This is a genomic window from Aeromonas sp. ASNIH5, assembly GCF_002902865.1.
GTDB lineage: Bacteria > Pseudomonadota > Gammaproteobacteria > Enterobacterales > Aeromonadaceae > Aeromonas > Aeromonas caviae.
The window spans coordinates 1,080,397-1,104,225 of sequence record NZ_CP026122.1 but is presented as its reverse complement, the minus strand read 5'-3'; the positions used below and the strand labels follow the sequence as shown (position 1 = coordinate 1,104,225).

The following is a 23,829-nucleotide window of genomic DNA, read 5'->3' as shown; positions in this document are numbered from 1 at the left end:
GGGCCGGCATGGGCCCCTCACTCGCCTCATTGAGGTGGCGTTGCATCTCTGCGAGTGAATCCTGGGAACAAGGATCATGATGAAGATTGAACATGGCCGCGTCGATGGCCTGCTGGGTGCGCCAGTCCTGGTGCGGGCACTACCCCTGCTGGCCCTGCTCTCGGGCGGTTTCTCTACCATGGCGCAGGCGGCCCAACCCGTCCCCGCCGAACTCAAGCTCGCCATTGGCAGTGAGCCCACCGAAGGGTTTGACCCGCTGCTTGGCTGGAGCCACGGCAGCTACCTGCTGTTGCACAGTCCGCTGCTCAAGCAAAACGCCGACCTCAGCTGGCAGAATGTGCTCACCCAATCGGTGACTCCGAACCAGGATGGCAAGGGGTGGATCATTACCCTCAAGCCTGACCTGAAATTCTCCAACGGTGCACCGCTCACCGCCGAGGATGTGGCCTTTACCTACAACAGCGCAGCCCAAGGCGGCGGCAAGATCGACATGGGCAACTTTGTCTCGGCCAAGGTGCGCTCGCCCACCGAGGTTGCCATCACCCTGAGTGCTCCCCAGAGCACCTTCGTCAACGTGCTGGGATCCTTGGGGATAGTGTCGAAGCGGGATTACGACGCAAAAGCATATGCCCAAAAGCCGGTCGGTGCCGCAATGCTGTTCACTTAAGCGGAGCCGCATTGCGATTTACCGGAAAACGGGTCTTTGATATCTTCACCGCCCTGGGTCTCGATGGCCTGGGGCGTTTTTCTATGAACATGACGCCTATGCAGCCCCGCAACTCCGCCAACCTCCGTGGCGTATGGGCTGGCGATAACGCGCCCGCCATCACTGCCATCTGGTTCGCGATGAACTGACAGGCAAACTTAAAGCTCACCTCATTGGGCGCTCGCTGATGGGCTACGGCGGCCTGGCTGGCCTCCCGCCTGACCAGATTGTATCCAAGCAGCAATCCCCACAGCTCCTGATAGACCAAGTCCACTTTCTTGCTTCTCAGCGTGATGGCGTTGTGCTGCATCGCGCTTTTGATATCCCGGTATCCCAGCTCGATTTCCCAGCGCTCGTGGTACAGGGTCGCCACCTGAGCTGCACTGAATCGCGCCACGGGCAGGGAGGTAAAGACCGTTTTCTCCTTGCCTGCCACCTCATAGGTCACTGCGCGAACTTGCCAGTGTGTCGGCAACGCCGGGTTTTTCTTGCGAGCCTGAGGCGAGACCGTCATTTGCAACAGACGGTCACCGTCGCCATAGCGCTCAAGTTCCGTGTATACCAGCCCCTTGCGTTCCGGGATGAGCCAGTGACGGTCGGTGTCTTCGGCCTGAATACGCAGCAACAGGTCGGCACCGAAGAAGCCTTTATCCAGCAGGGTCACTGACTTGTCCGGCAATGAGTGAATGAACTCGCTGGCCAGGGGGATTTCCCCTTTGCGGTACGGGCTGATGGCCGCGTTGGCAATGACATGCGAGCGGACATTCATGAGCGTGACCAACCGCAGCATCGGGTAGGGTGTCTGCCGGTTGGTTGAGGTGTTACCCGAGCCGAAATGTGCTCTGAGTTCAGGCATATCCTGGGTTCGGAACAGGGCCCCATCGATGGCAAAGACCTGTAAACCGTGCCAATGGTCTTCAGGATAACGTTCCCGCCCCCACACATCGGCGCACTGTTTGAACAGCCACTCGAGCGGCTGTTTGCCGAGTCGCTGACGGGCCTGAGACAGGGCACTGTCCGCGAGCAAGGCATCATTGGCCAACCCTTCTGCACAGATGTTGAGGCGCCGAGCGACCTCGGAGATGGGCTCATTGCGGAAAAAGGCCATCCCCACGACGAGCCACAAGACCATATCAGAAGGTAAGCGGCGTCGGCGGATAGTGGCCTTTTCAGACAAGGCGGCAGCGGCAGTAATCCATTCGTCGGGAATATGGTCGGCAAAAATGGCCAGCCGAGCCAGCATGTCGCCAGATGCCTCAACAACATCGTTCAGATCGTTTGCAATAGACATAAAAAAATCCGGAACCAGTGATTGGTTCCGGATTGTCCTACAGCAGAAGGATCGGTCAATGGATCCTTAACTGATCAGCATTGCGGTCGGTGCCGGCCCTTACCGGTTGGTGAGCTTCCTGCCCGGCCAGCAGCTGGTGGTGGAGGCCAACCCCCATTACGCCGGCGGCAACAATGACTTCAAACGGCTGGTCTTTGTCTTTATCGATGAAGAGAGCGCCTATGGCGCGGCCCAGAGCAGCCAGCTCGATGTGGTGCGCATTGCCCCGTCGCTGGCGCCTACCGTGCCTGCTTCCCTCAAGCTCTGGGTGCGGCCGAGTGTCGAGAATCGCGGCATCGTCTTTCCCATTCCACCTGCGGGCGGCAAGGATGCCAAGGGTTATCCCATCGGCAACGACGTGACCTCGGATGTGGCGGTGCGCCGCGCCATCAACTACGCCATCGACCGCCAGCTGCTGGCCGACCAGCTGCTGGAGGGGCACGCCATTCCCGCCTACAGCGCGGTAGAAGGCCTGCCCTGGCTGAACAAAGCCACCGCCTTCAAGGATGGCGATGCCGCCCACGCCAACGCCCTGCTCGACGAGGCCGGCTGGAAGATGGGCAGTGACGGCATTCGCCACAAAGGCAATCTGCGCGCCGCCTTTACCCTCTGGTACACCAGTGGCGACAGCACCCGCCGGGATCTCGCGGAAGCGGTGCGGGCCATGCTGAGGCCCATCGGTCTCGAGGTGAGCCTCAAGTCCGGCAGCTGGGAGCAGGTAGAGCGCGAGATGCACGCCAATCCGGTGCTGATGGGGTGGGGGAGTCTGGATCCCATGGAGCTTTATCACCACTATCAGAGCGGCTCCGGCGGCGTGGAGTTCTACAACCCGGGCTACTACAGCAACCCTGTGGTGGATGGCCACCTCAAGCAAGCGCTGGATGCCCCGAACTGGCAGGCGGCCGTGCCGTTCTGGCAGCAGGTGGAGTGGGATGGCAAGCGTGGTGCCGGAGTGCAGGGGGATGCCGCCTGGGCCTGGCTGCTCAACGTGCAGCACACTTATCTGGCCAATCGCTGCATCGACCTTGGCAAGGGGGCGCCGGAGATCCACGGTAGCTGGTCACTCCTCAACAACCTGCAGGATTGGCGGTGGACGTGCCGCTAAGTTCGCCCTTGAGTCATTCAGGTTATCTGTTGCTAAAAGCCCTGCTGCGTCTGGCAGGGCTGCTCTGTCTGGTCTCGGTCGCCACCTTTGTGCTGCTGAGTTACTCCCCCATCGATCCCATCAAGGCCTATATCGGCAACGATCTGCTGCATGTGCCGCCGGAGCAGTACGTCCGCATCGCCGCCCGCTGGGGGCTGGATCAGCCGCTCTGGCTGCGCTATTGGCACTGGTTTACCCAGGTGCTGCGGGGGGATCTCGGTTACTCCATGCTCTACAACGCGCCTGTGGGTGAAGTCATAGGCCAGCGCTTTGCCGCTTCCTTCCTGCTGCTGGCGGGCGCCTGGCTACTCTCCGGATTTTTCGGGATTTTGCTGGGCCTCTGCGCCGGTCGTTATCTCAACCGCTGGCCCGATCGCCTGATTTGCCGGTTTGCCTATCTGCTCGCCTCCCTGCCCACCTTCTGGGTCGGCCTCTTGCTGCTGGCGCTGTTTGCGGTGCACTGGCCGCTATTGCCGGTCTGCTGCGCCTGGACGCCGGGCCTCTCCGCCGATGAGGCAGATTGGGTCATGCGAGCACGCCATCTGTTGCTGCCGGTGGCGACCCTGGCGCTGCTCGGGGTGGGCAACATTGCCCTGCATACTCGGGCGCGGGTGGCCGAGGTGCTGGAGAGCGACTTTATTCGCTACGCCCGCGCTCAGGGGGATGGCGGCTGGCCCATGCTGCGTTTTCACGTGCTGCGCCACGCCCTGACCCCGGCGCTCTGTCTACAGTTTGCCTCCCTTGGCGAACTGATTGGCGGATCGCTGTTGGCCGAAAAGGTCTTCTCCTACCCGGGGCTCGGCCAGGCCACAGTGGATGCGGGGCTCAGGGGGGATATCCCCCTGCTGATGGGAATCGTGCTCTTCTGCACCCTGCTGGTCTTTTTGGGCAACACGGTGGCGCGGGTGCTGCTGGCCCGCATCAACCGGGGTTGGGAGGGCGAGCATGCTGTTTAATCCGCTTCCCTCCATACTGCGGCTGGGTTTTGCCCTGCTCGGATTGGCGCTGCTGGCCGCCTATGGCTGGAACCTCTCTCATCAGGATGTGCCGATGGATCTGCTGGCGCGCCAGCAGCCCCCCTCGCTGGCTCACTGGTTCGGCACCGATCAGATGGGGCGGGATCTCTGGTTGCGGGCCTTTCAGGGCACCCTCACCAGTCTGGAACTTGGGCTAGGCACGGCTTTCTGCAGTGGCCTGCTGGCCATGGTGGCGGCAAGCGTATCGCTCATTCACCCCAGATGTGATGCGGCGGTGCGAATGGTGATCGACGCCATGCTGGCGCTGCCCCATATGCTGCTGCTGATCCTCATCTGCTTTACCGCAGGGGGCGGCATGCGCGGGGTGATCCTGGCGGTGGCGCTCACCCACTGGCCCAAGCTGGCGCTCATTCTCTGCGCCGAGGCGCGGCGGATCGCCTGCAGCGACTACGTAGTGTTGGCCCGCTGTCAGGGGATGGGGGCGCTGCGCCGCTGGCGTACCCACCTGCTGCCGGGGCTGTTGCCCCAGTGGTTTATCGGCACCTTGCTGATGTTTCCCCATGCGGTACTGCACAGCGCGGCCTTGAGCTTTCTCGGCTTTGGCCTGGCGGCCCACGAGGCCTCGTTGGGTCTGCTGCTGGCCGATGCCCTGCGTTATCTGGCCGGTGGCGGCTGGTGGCTGGCCCTCTTCCCGGGGCTGATGTTGCTGCTGTTGGTGTTGCTGTTTGATCAGGCTACCCGCGCGTTGCAACAGCTGTTGTGGCACAGGAGTGAACCATGCTGAGTTTTGATCAGGTGACCATAGAGGCGGCCCACTACTCCTGGCTGGGGCGGCGCAGCTGGCGACCGCTGTTGACCGATATCAGCCTGCAACTGGCGCCCGGCGAAATCGTGGCGCTGGTGGGGGGGAGCGGCGAGGGCAAGAGCCTGCTGTTGCAAAGCGCTCTGACATTGCTGCCGGACAACCTGCGGATGCGCGGCAGCATCTCCCTCGATGGCGTGCCCCTGTGCGACGCCAGCCGAGCCCGTCTGCGCGGCCACACTCTCTGCTATGTGCCACAGGGGGTAAGCGCCCTCAATCCATTGCTGACGGTGGAGCGTCAGCTGGGACGGGCGGCACGCCTCTGCGGCCAGAGCGGTTCTCGCGAGCGGCTCGGCGAGCAGCTGCTGCGCTACCAGCTGCCCGCGACCACCCTGGACAGATTCCCGCGCCAGCTCTCCGGCGGCATGGCCAAGCGCATTCTGGCCTGCACTGCGGCGCTCGGCGGTGCCCGCTACATTCTGGCAGACGAGATCACCGCCTGGCTCGACGAGGGGCTGGCCTGTTTGCTGCTTGGCCAGTTGCGTGAATTGGCCAATCAGGGTAGCGGCATCCTCTGGGTGACCCACGATCTGGCGCTGGCGGCCCGCTTTGCCGATCGCATTGTGGCGCTGCATCAGGGCCAAGTGAGCGACACCCTGAGTTGCCACCATCTGCGCCAGGGGCAGGGGAGCGAGATGCTCAGAGCCCAGTGGCAGGCGCTGCCGGAGTTCAATGTGCTCTTCCCTGCGCCGGAGGTTTCCTGATGTTGGTATCTCTGAGACTAGCCGTGTGTTGCGCGGCAGACATTCAGTGGCAGGCGCTGCCGGAATTCAATGCGCTCTTCTCTGTGCCGGAGGTTTCCTGATGTTGGAAGTACGAAATCTCACTATCGCCCAGGGGGAACGTCCTCTCTGGCAGGGGTTATCGCTGACGGTGAAAGCGGGCGAACGGCTCGGCATCTCCGCCCCGAGCGGCCATGGCAAGACTACGCTGGGGCGGGTATTGGCGAGTTGGCAACCGGTTGGGACCAGCGGGCAGATCCTGCTGGATGGGCAGCCGGTGCCTGAACAGGTAAAAGGTTATAACCCCATCCAGCTGGTGCCCCAGCACCCGGAGCTCACCTTCAATCCCTATCGCACCACCAGGCAGGCGCTGTGGGATGTGTGGCGCCCCGATGACGCCATGCTGGCCCGCTTTATGGTCAAGCCTGAATGGCTCGGTCGTAAACCCGGCCAGCTCTCTGGTGGCGAGTTGGCCCGCATCGCGCTGCTGCGTGCCCTCGATCCCCGCACCCGGTTGCTGATTGCCGACGAGGTGACCGCCCAGCTGGATCCGCAGATTCAGCGCCAGCTCTGGCGGGAGTTGATGGTTGAATGCGAGCAGCGCGGGCTTGGCATGGTCATCTTCAGTCACCAGCAGGCATTATTGCGCCAGATCTGCCATCGGGTGCTGCGCTTTGGTGAGATGCAGCCCGTGACTGGTGTATTGGCTGAAAATGCGGCCTGAGGGTTAGTTCCCCCTCATCCCCAGCCCTTCTCCCGCAAGGGGGGAAGGGAGCAGAAGGTGCCATTTCGCCAGGCTCGGGGTTTAGGGTTTGGAGAACCTCTGGGTTTGAAAATATGGCTGGTTGTTATGCTCGAAGCTCCCCTGAGGGGTTTGAGGGCGTCGTATAGTCGCGGCATCCACAAACCGGTTCCCTCTCCCTGGGGAGAGGGTCAGGGTGAGGGGACGCGAGTATGAGGCGCGGGCCATTCGGTATAGAGAGAACGCCTGATAAGGTTTGTAAATAAAGAGAGGGAGGCATCAGCCTCCCTCTTTTGTTTTCTACCGTTATCAGCGGCGTTTAACCGGTTCAGGCACTGGCCAGCCAGTTCAGCCAGGCATCCATCCCTTCCCCCGTGGTGGCGCTGACCTGGATCACCTGAATATAGGGGTTGACCCGTTTGGCGTTCTCGATACAGCGGGCGACATCGAAGCTGACATAGGGCAGCAGATCAGTCTTGTTGATTACCATCAGCTGGGCGGCGGCAAACATGTCCGGGTATTTCAGCGGCTTCTCTTCCCCCTCGGTAACGGAGAGGATCGCCACCTTGTACTTCTCGCCGAGATCGAAGCTGGCGGGGCAGACCAGATTGCCGACGTTCTCGATAAAGAGGATGCCCCCTTGATTGGCGGGCAGCTGGCGGTAGGCGTCGTGGACCATTTTGGCATCCAGATGGCAGCCCTTGCCGGTGTTGATCTGCACGGCAGGGACGCCGGTGGCGCGGATGCGATCCGCATCTCTGCTTGTCTGCTGATCCCCTTCGATCACCGCGCAGGGGCGCTTGTCTGCCAGCTGGCGCAGGGTTTCGCACAGCAAAGTGGTTTTGCCTGAACCCGGGCTAGACACCAGGTTGAGCACCAGCTGGGCCGCCTCGTCGAAGTGTTCGCGGTTGTGGGCGGCCAGAGCATTGTTCTTGGCCAGCACATCCATCTCGATGGCGATCAGCTGGCGCTGCCCCATGCCCGGAACCGACAATCCCGCTTCCCCTTTGCCATAGTGCAGATCACCCTGCTGATGGTCATGGTCATGGTCATGGTCATGGCTGTGATCATGGGGATGCGCGTGGGAATGGCCGTGGTCATGAGAGTGGCCATGTTCATGATGATGGTCGTGGGGGTGATCATGGTGGTACTCATGAGGGTGATCATGACCCTCTGCTCCTATTGGTGCCCGTACCCCGTGGTAGTGGTGATGGACATCCCCCTGATGGTGATAGTGGTGGTGAATGATCAGGGTGCGCGGCGCACTCTGCTCGTGGTCATGATGGTGATGGGCGTCATGACCATGATGATGGTCGTGCTCATGACCATGTTCATGGTGATGTTCATGTTCGTGATGATGCTCATGATCGTGCTCATGGCCGGCGATCCGCGCCTGGCCGCATCCGCATACGCTACACATATCAACTTACCTCGATGTCGGTGATGCGCAGGCTATCACCCTGCGCGACTCGTAATTTGTATCCGCCACACCCGGGGCAGGCCTGCCCGCGCTCGGTGAGGGTGACTGTCTGGTTACAGTCGTAACACCAGGCCTCTGCCGCCTGATGCAGAAAGTGCAGTTGGGCGCCTTGGGCCACGGTGCCCTTGGCGGCAGCCTCGAAACAGAAGGCAATGGTGTCGGGGTCGACACAGGAGAAGCTGCCGACCTCGAGCCAGAGGGCGGTCACCCTGGTAAAGCCCCGCTGGGTGGCCTGTTCAGCCGCCAGATCGATGGCGGCCATGGCCAGAGACATTTCGTGCATGGTGGCTCCTTAACCGATAGGGGGAGGAGCAGTGACTCCTCCCTGTAATTGACGAAACGGCATGGCTGCTCAACAGATCCGCGGCAGCAGCTCCCCCTGCGGCAGCTCCAGATAACGGCGGCTGCCCCAGGGGTTGTTCAGGATCACCTTGTGGCGATCGCTCGCCTGCACCACGCCGATCTGGCTGGCGGCGGAGTTGAATTGCCGCAAGATGCCCAGCGCGTCCTGCGCCTGTTCCGTAGGCAGGGCCAGCACTATGGTCCCCTCGTTGGCGAGATCATGGGGCTCGAAACCGTAGAGCTCGCACAGGCCGCGTACCGGATCGCACACCGGAATGGCGGACTCCTCCAGTTCGATGGCCACCTGGGAGGCGCTGCTCCACTCGTTGAGCACGGCGGCAAGGCCGCCGCGGGTGGCGTCGCGCAGGGCGTGAGGGGTAATACCCGCTTTTAGCAGCGCCTCGACCTGCGGCCAGAGGGTGGTGCAGTCGCTCTTGAGATCAGATCCCAGTTGCAGGGCGTCGCGGGCCATCAGGATGCAGGCGCCGTGGCTGCCGATATCCCGCGACACCAGGATGGCGTCACCGGCTTTGAGGCTCCGTACCGAGATGCCTCGGCTCTGTTCGGGCAGCGGGAAGGTGCCTACCCCGCTGGTGTTGATAAAGATCTTGTCGGCCGCCCCCTTGGGCACCACCTTGGTGTCCCCGCAGACGATGCGGGCACCGCTGTTGGCAAGCTCCGCCGCCATCGACTCGACGATGCGGGCGAGATCGGCGTAGGGGAAACCCTCCTCGATGATAAAGCTGGCGCTCAGATACTCGGGCTTGGCCCCCATCATGGCGAGATCGTTGACCGTGCCGGCGATAGCCAGCTTGCCGATATCGCCCCCCTCGAAGAAGAGCGGCGAGACGGTAAAACTGTCTGTGGTAAAGGCGACGGGGCCGCTCACCGGCAGCAGGGCGGCATCTTCACCGCGCAGCAGGATCTCGTTGCCAAAGTGGCGAAAGAAGAGCTGGTTGATCAGCTGGTTCATTTCTACACCGCCGCCGCCGTGGCTTAACTGAATTTCTCTCATTGGATCCCCATATATCGGTAGTAGGCATTGCAGGCCCCTTCGGAGCTGACCATGCAGCTGCCCATGGGCTGGGTCGGGGTGCAGCCCCGGCCAAAGACTTTGCACTGGTTTGGCTTGGCCAGGCCGCGCAGGATATCGGCGCACTGGCACGCCTTGTGGTCATCGATGGGAGTCTGATTGAGTTGAAAGTGGCGCTCCGCATCGCGCTTGGCGAAGGCATCGCGCAGGCGCAGGGCGGAGGCGTTGATATCCCCCAGACCTCGCCAGCGAAAGTGCTCGCGGGTCTCGAAAAAGCGCTCGACCAGCCGCTGGGCGGCTTTATTGCCGCTGGCGGTGACGGCGCGGCTGTACTGCACCTCCAGCGCGTAGCGACCCTCAACTTTCTGGCGCACCATCATCAAGAGCGCCTCCATCACGTCCACCGGCTCGAAACCGCTCACCACCACAGGCACCTGATAGCGATCGACGATGGGCAGGTAGATATCGGCGCCTGTGATGACGCTGACGTGGGAGGGGCCGATAAAAGCGTTCACCTTGGCCACCCCGTCGGCCATCACCGCATGAATGGCGGGCGGCACCAACACATGGTTGATATGAAACAGGAGGTTCAGGGCCCCTTGCTCTTCAGCGGCAGCCAGCAAGGCGGCCGTCATCGGGGTGGAGGTCTCGAAACCGATGGCGAAGAAGACCACGGTTTTGTCCGGATTCTCTTTGGCGATACGCAGGGCATCGAGGGGGTCATAGACGGGGCGGATATCGCTCCCCTTGGCGCGCTGCTGGGCCAGCGTGCCCCTGGAGCCCGGCACCCGGATCATGTCCCCCAGGGTAACCAGAATGACGCTGGGCTGGCGGGCCAGCTCGATGGCCTGATCGATGCGCTCTTTGGGCATGATGCAGACCGGGCAGCCGGGGCCGTGAACGAACTCGATGCTGGCCGGCAGCAGCTGGTGCAGGCCGTACTTCATGATGGTGTGGGTATGGCCGCCACACACCTCCATCACCCGCAGCGGTTCTGGCAGATCTTTGGCGAGTTCAGTGATCTGGGCGGCGAGGGCGCGGATCACCTCGGGCTGGCGAAAGCCCTGGAACAGGTCATTCAAGGTCAGCATGGCAAGATATCCTGTGTGGGCATCAGGGCCACCATCTGGCGGAAGCTCTCGAGGCTGGCCTGCGCCTCCTCTTCGTCAATCTTGCTCATTACAAAGCCGATATGGAGCAGCACATAGTCGCCCACCTGGAGGGGCTCTTCGAGCAGCATGCAGCTGACGCGCCGCTGCACCCCCAGGGTATCGACGGTGACGCAGTTATCTTCGGGGTGCAGCTGCACCACCTGAGAGGGGATGGATAGACACATGAATTTCAGGACTCCGACAAGGTGGCACAACCGGTGGTGACAGGCTGATGCGTGGCAAGATGGTGGATGGCAAACCAGAGCTGACCGGCGGCGATGCCACCGTCATTGAGCGGCAGGGTTTCGCTGGTCAATACCTGCCGACCGGCCGCTTCGAGCGCGGGCACCAGCTGATCCATCAGCACCCGGTTTTGAAAGACGCCGCCCCCGAGCGCCACCGGATAGCCGGGGAAGCGTTCGGCCAGAGCGATGACCAGAGCGCTGATGGCGCGGATAAAACCGGCGGCCAGGCTGGCGGTGGCGGTGCCTTGGCGCCGCTCGCTGACAAGGGTATGGATGAGCTCGGCCCACTCGATCTGCAGTGGCCCTTCCGCTGATTGGCTGAGATCAAAGGCAAGGGGTAAGGGCTGTTCATCGGGGGCCAGCTGCAAGGCGGCTGCCTCCAGCAGGAGTCCGGCCTCGCCTTCGTAATCCGGGGTATCGATCACCCCCAAGAGCGCCGCCACCGCGTCGAACAGCCGACCGATGGAACTGGTACGGGGGGCGTTGCGACCGAGATGCCAGAGCTGGTGCAGGTTGCTGATCCGCTTAAGGGGCAGTTGCTTGATCAACGGAATATCGAGGGCACTGATCTCCTCAGGGCTGTGCGATTCAAACAGCAGCCCCAGCAGCTGACGTACCGGCTCGCGGATGGCCGCCTCGCCGCCGATCAGCTTGAAGGGGGCAAGGTGGGCAACCCGCTCAAATCCCTGAACGTCTGCGATCAGCAGCTCGCCGCCCCAGAGGGTGCCGTCATCGCCAAGGCCGGTGCCATCGAAGGCAACACCCAGCACCGGGCCCGTGATCTCATGCTCGGCCATCACCCCCAGCAGGTGGGCGTGATGGTGCTGTACTTCGAGGTGGGTTGCATTGTGATCGCGGCAATAGCCCTTGGCCCACTGGTGGCTGAGGTAGCCGGGGTGTCGATCCGAGACCAGCAGTTCTGGCTTGAGATCGTAGAGATCGCGAAAGGTCGCCAGGGTCTGCTCGAAGTGCTCCTGCATCGGCAGGCTGTGCAGATCGCCGATATAGGGGCTGTAGATGCGCTGGCGGCCGAAGGCGAGCGCCAGCTGGTTCTTCTGCTGCGCCCCGACCGCCAGCAGCGGCGCCTTGACCGCCTCTTGCAGGCTGGGGGTGCAGGGGGCATAGCCCCGGGCCAGCCGCAACGTCTGGCGTCGCCCGCCTGCCCACTGCACCAGACTGTCGTCGCACGGGTGCAGGATGGGGCGATTGTGATCCAGGATGCCGTCAATCTCGCTGCCGAGTTCCCTGACCACCGCCTCGCACTCGATAAGGATCGGGCTGCCGCGACCATTGGCGCTGGTGGCCACCAGCGGCATGGCGCAGGCATCCAGCAACAGCTGATGGAGCGGGGTATAGGGGAGCATGACCCCAAGGTAGGGGATGCCGGGGGCGATCCCCTCGGCCAGCGGCGCGGTTGTCAGTTGGGATTCTGACGGTCGATCATCGTTTTTGCGCTTGCGCAGCAGGGTGATGGGTCTGGCCTGAGAGGCGAGCAGTTGCCACTCGTCTTCGCTGCCGGTGACATGCAATTTGGCCTCGGCAAGGGAGCCCATCATCACCGCCAGCGGTTTGCGCGCGCGCCGTTTGAGCGTTCGCAATCTGTCAACACTCTGTTCATTGCGGGTATCACACATCAGGTGATAACCCCCCATCCCCTTGACTGCGATCAGCGCCCCCGCTTGCAGAGCGCTTGCTGCTGCTTGCAGGGCATCCTCGCGCTCGGCCAGCGCATCGCCGCGGCCACTGCGCCAGGTCAGATGGGGCCCGCACTCGGGACAGCTCACCGGCTGGGCGTGGTAGCGTCTATCCAGCGGGTTTTCATAGGCCGCCGCACAACGCCGGCACATGGCAAAACCGGCCATGGCGGTGTGGGGGCGGTCGTAGGGGAGGCGGCGGATGATGGTGTAGCGCGGGCCGCAGTGGGTGCAGTTGGTAAAGGGGTAGTGGTGGTGGCGATCGCGTGGATTGGCCACGTCCCGGGCGCATGCCTCGCACATCCCCTGATCCGGCGAAATGGCGACCGTGGCCGCGCTCTGCTGCTGGCTCGCTTTAATTCGAAACTGGCCATGAAATTGGCCATCGAAGTCGGGATCCTGATCTCGGGGCAGCTCCCGCTCGCTGAAATGATCGATACGGCTCAGTGGCGGCGCCAGTTCCCGCAGTTCGCGGGCAAAGCTGGCCAGCTGCTCAGGGGATCCTTCGGCGCCGATGGTGACGCCGTTGGCATCGTTCAACACATAACCGGCAAGGCCGTGGCGCAGCGCCAGCCCATAGACGAAGGGGCGAAAGCCGACCCCCTGTACGATGCCGTCGATATGAAATTCCCGGCGCAGTCGAAGGCGTGTCGACGTGGTCATGGCGCCATCCAAAGAGGGGCCAGCGCCCCTCCCTGATAACCGGGGGGCAGGGAACCCTCCCTCATGACAGGGGGGCTGGGGAGGGCCGACAGGGGCGGCCATCCGGCGATCATCCTGGGGGATGTCATGCGATATCGAACTCCCATCTGCTGGCCTGCCGCCACGGCATGGGCCATCGGGTGCAACGAACGGGGGGCAACGGGCTGCGTCGCGATAGAAGGGGCGTAGCCTGGGCAGGGGAGGGAAGCGGGCCTCTCATCCTGCCGCGGGGGCCAAGTTTACCGGGGCCCTGGTCCCCAATACCTTGATCTCGCCCCTGTTTGAGTGCCAGATGCGGCGCTTCTTTGCGATCCTGTGAGCCTGCTCCGCCAGCGATCGGCGTGTGAGAACTGGCGGCGCCGCGCCCCCGGGGCGCTGAACCGGCCCCTGAAGGGGGCAAATCGAGGATGGCGGGGCCAACGCGCAGGTTTTTTGTTTGGTTTTATTTAACGATTGTGGACAATTGAGTAGAAAAATTGAACACCTTGGGGGCTGTTTTACCCCTAGCGGGGGCTGGCGGGGTCTGCCGGCCCTGAAAAACGGCGCCAGCCCGGTTTCCCGGTGCGTCTCGGCGGCGAGGCGCCTGCGGGCGGGATCTGCCATTGGCGGCCCTGGGCTGGTATAGTCCTGCGCCAACAAAAGAGGTTGGAGAGACGGCTTGCCGATGCCCCTGGGGGCGGCGCCTCTCTTCGCGGCATCAAAGGATATCCCCATGAAATTCAGTCCCCTGCTCGATGAGATGATGAAGGCGCTGCAGGTCTTGCCGGGCGTGGGCCCGAAATCGGCCCAGCGCATGGCGTTCACCCTGCTGGAGCGCGAGCGCAGCGGCGGTCTGCGTCTGGCCTCCCTGCTCAACCGGGCGCTCACCGAAATCGGTCATTGCAGCCACTGCCGCACCTTTACCGAGAACGATCGCTGCGAGATCTGCGCCAATCCCAAGCGCGAGGAGAACGGCTTGCTCTGCGTGGTGGAGAGCCCGGCGGACGTGGCCGCCATCGAGCAGACCGGCCAGTTCTCCGGCCGTTACTTCGTGCTGATGGGCCACCTGTCGCCCCTTGACGGTATCGGCCCCGAGGAGCTGGGGCTCGATATCCTGGAGCGCCGCCTGCAAGAGGAGCAGATCAAGGAGCTGATCCTCGCCACCAACCCCACCATCGAGGGGGATGCCACCGCCTGGTACATCGCCGACATGGCCCGCACCGCCGGGGTGGAGGTGAGCCGCATCGCCCACGGCGTGCCGGTGGGCGGGGAGCTGGAGCTGGTGGATGGCACCACGCTCTCCCACTCCCTGATGGGGCGCCAGCGTCTGAGCTAAAGAGGCAACGAACCCCACCCCGGCCCTCCTCTTGGCAGGGGAGGGAGCGATGGATCCTGCCCCACTCCTCCCTTTGGCAGGGAAGAAAGCAACGAACCCCGCCTCAGCCCTCCCCTTGATAGGGGAGGGAGCAATGGATCTTGCCCCACTCCTCCCTTTGGCAGGGAAGAAAGCAACGCACCCCAGCCCTCCCTTTGGCAGGGGAGAGCAAGGCTGACCCCGCTATTGGCTCCACGCTCGATCCCAATCTGACCCTCCTCGCCAGACAGGGGGCGACGGTGCACCTCCCCCTTGTGAAGGGGGAGGCCGGGAGGGGGTTGCCTGTGTGAGCCAAGCGAGGGGCCGGTGTGCAAATTTGCTCTCAAGTTTGCACGCAAGCCCCTTGATATTTGAAAGGCCAACCCCATCTAGCTTGGGAATCTGTTCAACCCGACGTTTTGAGGACTGGTCGATGACCCAAAGTGTTCACGCCGAAACCCACGGCTTTCAGACTGAAGTCAAACAACTGCTGAGCCTGATGGCTCACAGCCTCTACTCCAACAAAGAAGTATTCCTGCGCGAGCTGATTTCCAACGCCTCCGATGCGGCGGACAAGCTGCGCTTCAAGGCGCTTTCCGATGCCTCTTTGTTCGAAAACGACGGCCAGTTGCGCGTGCGCCTGGTGGTGGACAAAGAGAACAAGACCCTGACCATTTCGGACAACGGCATCGGCATGACCCGTGACCAGGTGATCGAGCACCTGGGCACCATCGCCAAGTCCGGCACTGCCGAGTTCTTCAAGCACCTCTCCGGTGACCAGGGCAAGGATTCCCAGCTGATCGGCCAGTTCGGGGTGGGCTTCTACTCCGCCTTCATCGTGGCCGACAAGGTGACCGTGGTCTCCCGCGCCGCCGGCACCGCGCCGGAGCAGGGCGTGCAGTGGGAATCACAAGGGGAAGGCTCCTTCACCGTGGCTGACGTGACCAAAGCCGGTCGCGGCACCGACGTCATCCTGCACCTGCGCAGCGATGAAGAGGAGTTCCTGGACGACTGGCGCCTGCGCTCCGTGGTCAGCAAATATTCCGACCACATCAGCGTGCCGGTGGAGATGTACAAAGAGGGCACCCCGGATCGCGAAGAAGACGGTGAAACCATCGTCGGTACCCCGGGCGAGTGGGAGCAGGTCAACCGCGCCACCGCGCTCTGGACCCGTAACCCGAAGGACATCAAGGACGAGGAGTACCAGGAGTTCTACAAGCACGTCGCCCACGACTTCGAAGATCCGCTCCTGTGGGGTCACAACCGGGTGGAAGGGGCCCAGGAGTACACCAGCCTGCTCTACATCCCGGCCCGTGCGCCGTTCGATCTCTACAACCGCGAGCAGAAGCACGGCCTGAAACTCTATGTGCAGCGCGTCTTCATCATGGACGACGCCGAGCAGTTCATGCCGACCTACCTGCGCTTCGTGAAAGGGGTGCTGGACTCCAACGATCTGCCGCTCAACGTCAGCCGTGAAATTCTGCAGGACAACAAGGTGACCGCCTCCCTGCGCAAGGCCTGCTCCAAGCGCGTGCTCACCATGCTCAACAAGCTGGCGAAAGAGGATGGCGAGAAGTACGCCAAGTTCTGGAGCGAGTTCGGCAATGTGCTCAAAGAGGGCCCGGCCGAGGATTACGCCAACCGGGAAGAGATCGCGAAGCTCTTGCGCTTTGCCAGCACCGCCGGTGAGGGCGAAGCCCAGACCGTGTCGCTCGAGGATTACGTTGGCCGCATGAAGGAAGGTCAGCAGAAGATTTACTACATCACCGCCGACTCTTATGCCGCTGCCAAGAACAGCCCGCACCTCGAGATCTTCCGCAAGAAGGGCGTCGAAGTGCTGCTGATGTGGGAGCGGGTGGACGAGTGGCTGATGAGCCACCTGACCGAGTTCGACGGCAAGCAGCTGGTCTCCGTCACCCGTGGCGAACTGGATCTCGGGGATCTGGAAGACGACGCCTCCAAGCAGGCGCAGGAGGAGGCCGAAAAAGCCAACGCCGGTCTGGTGGAGCGGGTCAAGAAGAGCCTCGGGGAGGCGGTGAAAGAGGTGCGCGTCACCCACCGTCTGACCGACTCGCCGTCCTGCATCGTCACCGACGCCCACGGCATGAGCACCCAGATGATCAAGCTGATGCGCGCCGCCGGTCAGCCGGTGCCGGAGCAGAAGTACATCCTGGAGCTCAACCCCGACCATGCCCTGGTGAAGAAGCTCGGCACCATCGAGGATGAGAGCCTGTTTGGCGAGTGGGTCTCCCTCCTGCACGAGCAGGCCCAGCTGGCGGAGCAGGGTGGCCTCAATGATCCGGCGAGCTTCGTCTCCCGTATCAACCGTCTGCTACTCCAGGCGTGATGTGATTGTGATTGGCCCACTGCATGACAGTGGGCTTTTTTTTGGTTCTTCGCGGGATCTTGGGGAAGTGGAAGTTGACAGACAGGGTGCTGGTAAACTGGCTGTCTCCAAACACACCACCACCATCACCCTGCTGTCGCCGTGCATCATATTGATATTGCCTCCTTCTGGCCAGGTTATACCGTCATCGCCCAAGCGCTTTCTGCCAACCATCACACCCTGTTTACCCTTGAGCCTCGCGCCGACCTGTTGCCCCGTTGTCGCCGATGCCTGCAACCCACGCCATTGATCCACGACCAACGTATCCGCCGGGTGCGTGAGCGAGACCTATTTGACCGACAAGTCTGGTTACAACTGCCTGTTCGCCGCGTCGACTGTCTGCGCTGTGGTCGCGTCAGTGAACATATCGACTGGCTCCCCTCTGGCTCCCGCCTCACCCGGCGCATGCAGTGCTGGATTGAAGCGCTCGTTCAGTACCTCCCCATCCGCCATGTCAGCCAGCTCACCGGGGTCGGTTGGCACACCATCAAGGAGATCGACAAGCGCCGTTTGCAGACCAGTGTGGGCACCATCGAACTTGGGGAGGTGCGGCGGCTGGTGATGGATGAGTTTGCCCTGCACAAGGGACACCGCTATGCCACCGTGATCATGGATGCCGAGCGAACCCGCGTCCTGTGGGTGGGGCACGGCAACAGCCGGGCCGCTATCCGTCCCTTCTTCGAGCAGCTCGGCGAGCGATGCCAGCAGATTGAAGCGGTGGCGATGGACATGAACACGGCGTTCGACCTGGAGGTGAAGCAACACTGCCCGCAGGCGGAGGTGGTCTACGACCTGTTCCACGTGGTGGCTCGCTATGGCCGAGAGGTGGTGGACCGGGTGCGAGTGGAGCAGGCGAATGCACTGAAAAGCGATAAACCGGCGCGAAAAGTGGTCAAAAGTGCGCGTTGGTTGCTGCTACGTAATCGGGCGAAGTTGAGTGAAAAACAGGATGTGAAGTTGCAGGAGCTGTTGGCGGCGAATCAACCGCTGGCGATGGTGTACGTGCTGAAAGAGGGGTTGAAGGGCATCTGGTATGCGCCGAGCGTGTGGGAAGGATGGCGACGATGGCGGAGCTGGATGCGGCAGGTGAAGGAAAGCGGGCTAGCGCCGCTGCAACGATTTGGTCGAAATTTATCGAAATATATGCGGGGGATCCTGGCGAGTGCAAACTACCCGATGCACACGAGTGTGCTGGAAGGGGTGAACAACAAGATCAAAGTGATAAAGCGTATGGCATATGGATTTAGGGACTCAGAATACTTTTTTCTGAAAATCAAGGCGGCCTTCCCCGGAAAGCCGCGATGAACCTTTTTTTTGGCCGTTCCCCTCTGGTGCGCTGCTGCATTTTCAATCATTTTTCGTGGTCGTCGTCTGCGTCTTTGGTCGCAGAGACGGGGCGGGAGTGTGGTGATAATCTGGCCACTCACACGGGGCGAGCTTGTTAATACGGGCGAAAACGTGTAGTTTTTTGCCTTCTCAAGAATTGAATAACCAATCAACTAGGAGCGTGTATGCGCATTGTTCTGTTGGGAGCTCCGGGCGCCGGCAAGGGTACCCAGGCTCAGTTCATCATGGAAAAACACGGTATTCCGCAGATCTCCACCGGCGACATGCTGCGTGCGGCGATCAAGGCGGGTACCGAGCTGGGCCTCAAGGCCAAAGCCGTGATGGACGCAGGTCAGCTCGTCTCCGACGACATCATCATCGGCCTGGTCAAAGAACGCATCGCGCAACCGGATTGCGCCAACGGCTTCCTGCTGGACGGCTTCCCCCGCACCATTCCCCAGGCGCAAGCCATGAAGGATGCCGGTGTGACCGTGGACTTCGTGCTGGAATTCGACGTGCCGGACGAAGAGATCGTCAAGCGCATGAGCGGCCGCCGCGTGCACTCCGGCTCCGGCCGTACCTACCACGTGGTGTTCAACCCGCCGAAAGTGGAAGGCAAGGATGACGTGACCGGTGAAGATCTGGTGATCCGTGCCGACGACGAAGAGACCACAGTGCGCAAGCGTCTGGATGTCTACCATCAGCAGACCGCGCCGCTCATCGGTTTCTACGGCAAGGAAGCGGAAGCGGGCAACACCCGTTACGTCAAGATCGACGGCACCCAGCCGGTGGATCTGGTCAGCCAGCAACTGGCCGCCATTCTCGGTTAAGCCATTCAGGGCCGGCAGGACGCAGCCGTTCGCCGGCTGGCTATGAGGGTGAGAAAAGGGTCCATACCGGGCCCTTTCTTGCATTCCATTCCCACGACACAGAACGACAGGATGCTAACGTGACCACGAAAACCGGGATCTTGCTGGTCAATCTGGGTACCCCGGCCGCGCCGACCACGGCGGCGGTCAAGGCGTTTCTCAGCCAGTTTCTGCACGATCAGCGGGTCGTCGACCTGCCGCGCTACCTCTGGTGCCCCCTGCTTCACTTCATCATCCTGCCGACCCGCTCCCCCAAGGTGGCCAAGCTCTATCAGCAGGTATGGACCGAGCAGGGCTCCCCTCTGATGGTCATCAGCCAGCAGCAGCGCGCGGCCCTGGAGCACGAGCTCAAGCGGGAAGGGGTCGAGGTGCCGGTGGCGCTCGCCATGACCTATGGCGCCCCGTCGCTGGCCGATGGCTGGCAGGCCCTCAAGGCCCAGGGGGTCAACCGGGTGATCCTGCTGCCGCTCTATCCCCAGTATTCGGTCAGTACCACCGCCTCGGTGTTCGACGCCTGGGCCAGGGCGATGAAAACCGAGCGCAATCTGCCGGTGGTGCGGCTCATCCGCGATTACCATGCCCACCCGGAGTACATCCAGGCGCTGGCCATGAGCGTGCGTCGCCACTGGGAGCAGCACGGCCAGGGGGAGCATCTGCTGATGTCCTTCCACGGCATTCCCGAGCGCTACGAGCGGGAAGGGGATCCCTATGGTCATCAGTGCAGGCGCACCGCCGCCCTGCTGGCGGAGGCGCTGGGGCTGGCCCCGGAGCAGTGGACCGCGAGCTTCCAGTCCCGCTTTGGCAAGGAGGAGTGGCTCAAGCCCTACACGGACCTGACCGTGGGCGACTTGCCCTCTCGCGGCGTCAAGCGGCTCGATGTGATCTGCCCGGCCTTCTCGGCGGATTGCCTCGAGACCCTGGAGGAGATCCAGGTGCAGAACCGGGAGATCTTCATGGCCGCCGGTGGCGAGCAGTTTGAATACATCCCGGCCCTCAACAGCGATCAGGCCCATATCCGCATGATGGTTTCCCTCATCTGTCGCGAGCTGGCATGATGGCCGTTCTCATCCGGTGCCCGACGTGGCGGACGTTCGGATTCAACGATAAAGGAGTGTCCTGATGATGCATATCACGCTGATTTACGCCGGCCTGCTCGGGCTCTTGTTCCTGCTGCTCTCCTTCTGGGTGGTCAAGCGCCGCGCCCAGTTCAGGGTGATGATAGGGGAGGGGGAAGCCCCCGAGATGCTGGCCGCGATCCGCGCCCACGGCAACTTTGCCGAGTACGTGCCCCTCACCCTGCTGCTGATGGCCCTGTGCGAACTGGCGGGGGTCGGTGCGCTCTGGCTGCACCTGGGTGGTGTGCTGCTGCTGGTGGGTCGCATCCTGCATGCCATCGGCATCCAGATCCCCAGGGCTCCCAACATGCCGCGCCTCTTCGGCACCCTCTTCTTCTGGCTGTCGCTGGGGATTTTCTCGGTGCTGGCCCTGGTGCAGGGGCTCTCGGCAAGCTGAATGTCATCCCGCAACACCACCCCGTCACGGGGTGGTTTTTTGTGGCAGGCAAGTCAAACGTTTTCCTCGCAAGCCCTTGTCTATACTGACCTCAAAATTCAATCGTGCGACTTTTCGGCGTGGTGGATTGTGTTAAAATCCCGCCCCTCTTTTCCCCAGAGCACAGAAGATTGCCATGAAATTTCCCGGTCAGCGCAAGTCCAAACACTACTTCCCGGTCGACAGACGTGATCCCCTGATCCCGCAGAACTCCCAGCTCACCGAACTGGGCAAGGCCTATGTAGTGGGCATCGATCAGACTCTGGTGGATATCGAAGCCCATGTGGACGAAGACTTCCTGAACCGGTACGGCCTGAGCAAGGGCCACTCCATGCTCATCTCCGACGAGGTGGCGGAGCTGGTCTACGACGAGCTCAAGGCAAACAACATGGTGGTGAGCGAATTTGCCGGCGGCACCATCGGCAACACCATGCACAACTACTCCGTGCTGGCGGACTCCCACTCCATCCTGCTTGGCGTCATGAGCCAGGACATCCGCATCGGCAGCTATGCCTACCGCTATCTGTGCAACACCTCCTCCCGGGTCAACCTCGACTACCTGCAGCCGGTGGACGGCCCGGTCGGGCGCTGCTTCACCTTCATCACCGAAGGGGGAGAGCGCAGCTTTGGCATCAACGCCGGCAAGATGGATCACCTGGATGTGGACCACATCCCCGAGACCATCATCAAGGAGGCCTCGGCCCTGGTGATCACCGCCTACCTGGTGCGCGGCGCCGACGGCACCCCCATGAAGGAGGCCGCCATGGCCGCGGTGCGCTATGCCCGCGAGGCCGGGGTGCCTGTGGTGCTGACCCTGGGCACCCGCTTCGTCATCGACGAGAATCCCCAGTGGTGGCGCGATTTCATCAGCGAGAACGTGACCGTGCTCGCCATGAACGAGGACGAGGCGGAGGCCCTGACCGGGATAAAGGATCCCCTCGGCGCGGCCGACAAGGCGCTGGACTGGGCGGACATGGTGCTCTGCACCGCCGGCCCCATCGGCCTCTACATGGCGAGCTACACCGACGAGGACTACAAGCGCGAGACCACCCACACCCTGCTGCCCGGCGTCATCCCCGAGTTCAACATGTACGAGTTCAGCCGCCCCATGGCCCGGGACAAGTGCCGCAAGCCTGCGCGTATCTACTCCCACATCTCCCCCTACATGGGCGGGCCGGAGAAGATCAAGAACACCAATGGGGCAGGGGACGGGGCGCTGTCCGCCGTGCTGCACGACATGGTGGCGAACGCCTACCACCGCATGAACGTGCCGAACTCCGCCAAGCATCTCTCGGAATTCCTGACCTACTCCTCTCTGGCCCAGGTGTGCAAGTACGCCAACCGGGTGAGCTACGAGGTGCTGGCCCAGAGCAGCCCGCGCCTTTCCCGCGGGTTGCCGGAGAAGGAAGACAGCCTGGAAGAGGTGTACTGGGAGCGGTGATACCTCTTCCTGTCGACCACGAGAAAGGGTGCCACTGGGCACCCTTTCTTGTTTTTGGGGTTGGATCATGTTTTTGGCATCGCTTTTGCTGACATCGTGGACAGCCCGCGTCGCGGCGGCATACCTTGTGTTAAGGATATGTAGCTGCTGCGGGGCGAGGGTATGTTGAGACAATGGAGTATCGGTCGGCGTCTGTCGCTGGTGACCCTGATGGTGCTGGCGCTGCTGGGACTGTTGCTGTTCTTCTGCCTGCAGATCTATCAGCAGGGGTTGATGGGGGAGAAGAGCCGCCAGACCCAGGCCCAGGTGGAGACCGCCTACAGCCTGGTGGCGGGGCTGGAAGCCAGGGTGCGCAAGGGAGAGCTGGACGAGGCGAGCGCCAAGGCCGAGGCGCTGGCGCTGATCAAGGGGTTGCGTTACGGCAACGATGACTACTTCTGGATCAACGACAGCCACCCCACCATGGTGATGCACCCCATGAAACCCGAGCTGGACGGCAAGGATCTCTCCGGGGTGGAGGACAAGCAGGGGCTCAGGCTGTTCGTCGCCTTCGCCGATCTGGCGCGGGCCCAGGGCGCGGGGGAGGTGGCCTACTACTGGCCCAAGCCGGGGGTGGACGAACCGGTACGCAAGATCTCCTACATCAAGCGCTTCGCCCCCTGGGACTGGATCATCGGCACCGGCGTCTATGTGGACGACGTCGAGGCCCAGTACCGGGAGGTGCTGCACACCCTGCTGGGGATCGGGCTGGTGCTGGCCCTCCTGCTGTTTGCCGTGGTCGGCCTCATTGTGCGCAGCATCGTCGTGCCCCTCTCCCGCTCGGTCTCGGCCCTTGGCAACATCGCCAGGGGGGAGGGGGATCTGCGGGTACGTCTGCCGGAGTCGGGGCGTGACGAGCTGAGCCAGCTCAGCATCAACTTCAACCTCTTCGCCAGCCAGATGGCGCAGCTGGTGGCCCGCAGCCAGCAGATAGCGGATCAGAACCGGGTGCATGCTCACCAGCTGGCCGAGGTGGTGGAGCGTACCGGCGCCATCGTCACCGGACAGGAGCAGGATACCCTGCGGGTGGCCAGCGCCATGGAGCAGATGACGGTGAGCAGCCGCGAAGTGGGCCAGCACGCGGCCCAGGCCGCCGACGCGGCGGATTCGGCCCTCAATCTGGCCCAGCATGGCCGCGAGGTGGTGGTCCAGACCCGGGAGTCCATCAGCCAGTTGGCGGACGAGATGGTGGAGACGGTACAGGCGGTGAGCCGCCTCGAGCAGGAGACTCAGCAGATTGGCTCCGTGCTCGACGTCATTCGCGGGGTGGCGGAGCAGACCAACCTGCTGGCCCTCAACGCCGCCATTGAAGCGGCACGGGCCGGGGAGCAGGGGCGCGGCTTTGCGGTGGTCGCCGACGAGGTGCGTACCCTGGCGACCCGCACCCACAGCTCCACCGACGAGATCCGGCAGATGATCCAGCGGTTGCAGGAGGGGGCCGGCAAGGTGGTCAGCGGCATCAGCCAATTACAGCAGCTCTCCCGCGCGACGGCGGACAGGGCCGGCGATGCGGATGTCGCCATCAATGCCATCGATGGATCCGTCCACACCATTACTGCCATGAATGGGCAGATTGCCACGGCGGCGGCGGAGCAGAGCCGGGCGGCGGAGGAGATCAACCAGCGGCTGGTGGCCATCACCCAGCTGGCGGCGGATGCCCTGGCCCAGAACCGGCTGACCGAGCAGGCATCCGGGCAACTGGCGCTGGCCTGCGACGAGCTGGGGGCCCTGGTGGCGAAATATCGCATCTGACG

19 protein-coding genes and 3 pseudogenes are annotated in these 23,829 nt (G+C 62.7%); 15 read left to right on the top strand and 7 right to left on the bottom strand.

What is annotated here, in order from left to right; genetic code table 11:
* Positions 1 to 79: 79 nt before the first annotated feature.
* A pseudogene (locus C2U30_RS04850) lies at positions 80 to 649 on the top strand (ABC transporter substrate-binding protein); the annotation flags it as partial.
* A gap of 10 nt (positions 650 to 659) precedes the next feature.
* On the opposite strand, the gene C2U30_RS04845 reads toward C2U30_RS04850, so the two are convergent.
* Positions 660 to 1,997 (bottom strand): IS4-like element ISAeme15 family transposase, encoded by a 1,338-nt coding sequence (locus C2U30_RS04845; protein ID WP_041205253.1) that lies wholly within the window; start codon positions 1,995 to 1,997, stop codon positions 660 to 662.
* Positions 1,998 to 2,082: 85 nt separating this feature from the next.
* On the opposite strand from C2U30_RS04845, the pseudogene C2U30_RS04840 reads away from it, so the two are divergent.
* From C2U30_RS04840 to C2U30_RS04820, 5 genes and pseudogenes are all read left to right on the top strand, one after another.
* Positions 2,083 to 3,141, top strand: a pseudogene (locus tag C2U30_RS04840) (ABC transporter substrate-binding protein); the annotation flags it as partial.
* Positions 3,126 to 4,136, top strand: a complete 1,011-nt coding sequence (locus tag C2U30_RS04835; protein ID WP_103243296.1) for an ABC transporter permease — start codon at positions 3,126 to 3,128, stop codon at positions 4,134 to 4,136. The pseudogene C2U30_RS04840 and the gene C2U30_RS04835, both read left to right, overlap by 16 nt.
* Complete coding sequence (locus tag C2U30_RS04830) at positions 4,126 to 4,941, top strand: ABC transporter permease (protein ID WP_103243295.1); 816 nt, start codon at positions 4,126 to 4,128, stop codon at positions 4,939 to 4,941. Before C2U30_RS04835 ends, C2U30_RS04830 begins: the two co-directional genes overlap by 11 nt.
* Positions 4,935 to 5,723, top strand: a complete 789-nt coding sequence (locus C2U30_RS04825; RefSeq protein WP_103243294.1) for an ATP-binding cassette domain-containing protein — start codon at positions 4,935 to 4,937, stop codon at positions 5,721 to 5,723. The genes C2U30_RS04830 and C2U30_RS04825 overlap by 7 nt, the downstream gene beginning before the upstream one ends.
* 100 nt (positions 5,724 to 5,823) lie before the next feature.
* Positions 5,824 to 6,465: an ATP-binding cassette domain-containing protein gene (locus tag C2U30_RS04820; protein WP_103243293.1), complete on the top strand. Its 642-nt coding sequence runs from the start codon at positions 5,824 to 5,826 to the stop codon at positions 6,463 to 6,465.
* Positions 6,466 to 6,811: 346 nt separating this feature from the next.
* On the opposite strand, the pseudogene hypB reads toward C2U30_RS04820, so the two are convergent.
* Positions 6,812 to 7,585: pseudogene (gene hypB / locus C2U30_RS04815) on the bottom strand (hydrogenase nickel incorporation protein HypB); the annotation flags it as partial.
* On the opposite strand from hypB, the gene C2U30_RS22875 reads away from it, so the two are divergent.
* A complete protein-coding gene (locus tag C2U30_RS22875; protein WP_442752130.1) occupies positions 7,499 to 7,927 on the top strand; it encodes a hypothetical protein in 429 nt (142 codons plus the stop codon). The pseudogene hypB and the gene C2U30_RS22875 overlap by 87 nt on opposite strands.
* On the opposite strand, the gene hypA is transcribed toward C2U30_RS22875, so the two are convergent.
* The 5 genes from hypA to hypF all read right to left on the bottom strand — a co-directional run bounded on the left by hypA (position 7,905) and on the right by hypF (position 13,091).
* Positions 7,905 to 8,246, bottom strand: coding sequence for a hydrogenase maturation nickel metallochaperone HypA (gene hypA / locus C2U30_RS04810; protein ID WP_103243291.1), 342 nt, complete (start codon positions 8,244 to 8,246; stop codon positions 7,905 to 7,907). The two genes, C2U30_RS22875 and hypA, sit on opposite strands and share 23 nt — an antisense overlap.
* A 69-nt stretch (positions 8,247 to 8,315) precedes the next feature.
* The gene (gene hypE / locus C2U30_RS04805) at positions 8,316 to 9,320 is read right to left on the bottom strand and encodes a hydrogenase expression/formation protein HypE (RefSeq protein WP_103243290.1); all 1,005 of its coding nucleotides are present in this window, start codon (positions 9,318 to 9,320) and stop codon (positions 8,316 to 8,318) included.
* On the bottom strand, positions 9,317 to 10,429 hold the full coding sequence (gene hypD / locus C2U30_RS04800; RefSeq protein WP_103243289.1) for a hydrogenase formation protein HypD: 1,113 nt from the start codon (positions 10,427 to 10,429) through the stop codon (positions 9,317 to 9,319). Before hypD ends, hypE begins: the two co-directional genes overlap by 4 nt.
* Positions 10,423 to 10,674, bottom strand: a complete 252-nt coding sequence (locus tag C2U30_RS04795) for a HypC/HybG/HupF family hydrogenase formation chaperone (protein WP_103243288.1) — start codon at positions 10,672 to 10,674, stop codon at positions 10,423 to 10,425. Before C2U30_RS04795 ends, hypD begins: the two co-directional genes overlap by 7 nt.
* Positions 10,675 to 10,679: 5 nt before the next feature.
* On the bottom strand, positions 10,680 to 13,091 hold the full coding sequence (gene hypF, locus C2U30_RS04790; protein ID WP_103243287.1) for a carbamoyltransferase HypF: 2,412 nt from the start codon (positions 13,089 to 13,091) through the stop codon (positions 10,680 to 10,682).
* A gap of 751 nt (positions 13,092 to 13,842) precedes the next feature.
* Here hypF and recR point away from each other — a divergent pair.
* The 8 genes from recR (at position 13,843) to C2U30_RS04750 (ending at position 23,827) form a co-directional block, all read left to right on the top strand.
* A complete protein-coding gene (gene recR, locus C2U30_RS04785; RefSeq protein WP_010674419.1) occupies positions 13,843 to 14,445 on the top strand; it encodes a recombination mediator RecR in 603 nt (200 codons plus the stop codon).
* A gap of 451 nt (positions 14,446 to 14,896) precedes the next feature.
* On the top strand, positions 14,897 to 16,810 hold the full coding sequence (gene htpG / locus C2U30_RS04780) for a molecular chaperone HtpG (RefSeq protein ID WP_042017279.1): 1,914 nt from the start codon (positions 14,897 to 14,899) through the stop codon (positions 16,808 to 16,810).
* 141 nt (positions 16,811 to 16,951) lie between these two features.
* Positions 16,952 to 18,154: an ISL3-like element ISAeme19 family transposase gene (locus tag C2U30_RS04775; protein WP_076611394.1), complete on the top strand. Its 1,203-nt coding sequence runs from the start codon at positions 16,952 to 16,954 to the stop codon at positions 18,152 to 18,154.
* 206 nt (positions 18,155 to 18,360) lie between these two features.
* Positions 18,361 to 19,005 carry an adenylate kinase gene (adk, locus tag C2U30_RS04770; protein ID WP_010674422.1) on the top strand — a complete coding sequence of 215 codons (645 nt, stop codon included), beginning with the start codon at positions 18,361 to 18,363 and terminating at the stop codon, positions 19,003 to 19,005.
* A gap of 119 nt (positions 19,006 to 19,124) precedes the next feature.
* On the top strand, positions 19,125 to 20,099 hold the full coding sequence (gene hemH, locus C2U30_RS04765) for a ferrochelatase (protein ID WP_042882436.1): 975 nt from the start codon (positions 19,125 to 19,127) through the stop codon (positions 20,097 to 20,099).
* 64 nt (positions 20,100 to 20,163) lie between these two features.
* Complete coding sequence (locus C2U30_RS04760; protein WP_010674424.1) at positions 20,164 to 20,556, top strand: MAPEG family protein; 393 nt, start codon at positions 20,164 to 20,166, stop codon at positions 20,554 to 20,556.
* 175 nt (positions 20,557 to 20,731) lie between these two features.
* On the top strand, positions 20,732 to 22,036 hold the full coding sequence (locus C2U30_RS04755; protein ID WP_010674425.1) for an inosine/guanosine kinase: 1,305 nt from the start codon (positions 20,732 to 20,734) through the stop codon (positions 22,034 to 22,036).
* A gap of 162 nt (positions 22,037 to 22,198) precedes the next feature.
* Entirely contained in the window at positions 22,199 to 23,827 is a 1,629-nt protein-coding gene (locus C2U30_RS04750; RefSeq protein ID WP_039038910.1) for a methyl-accepting chemotaxis protein, read from the top strand.
* The last annotated feature ends 2 nt before the right edge of the window (positions 23,828 to 23,829 follow it).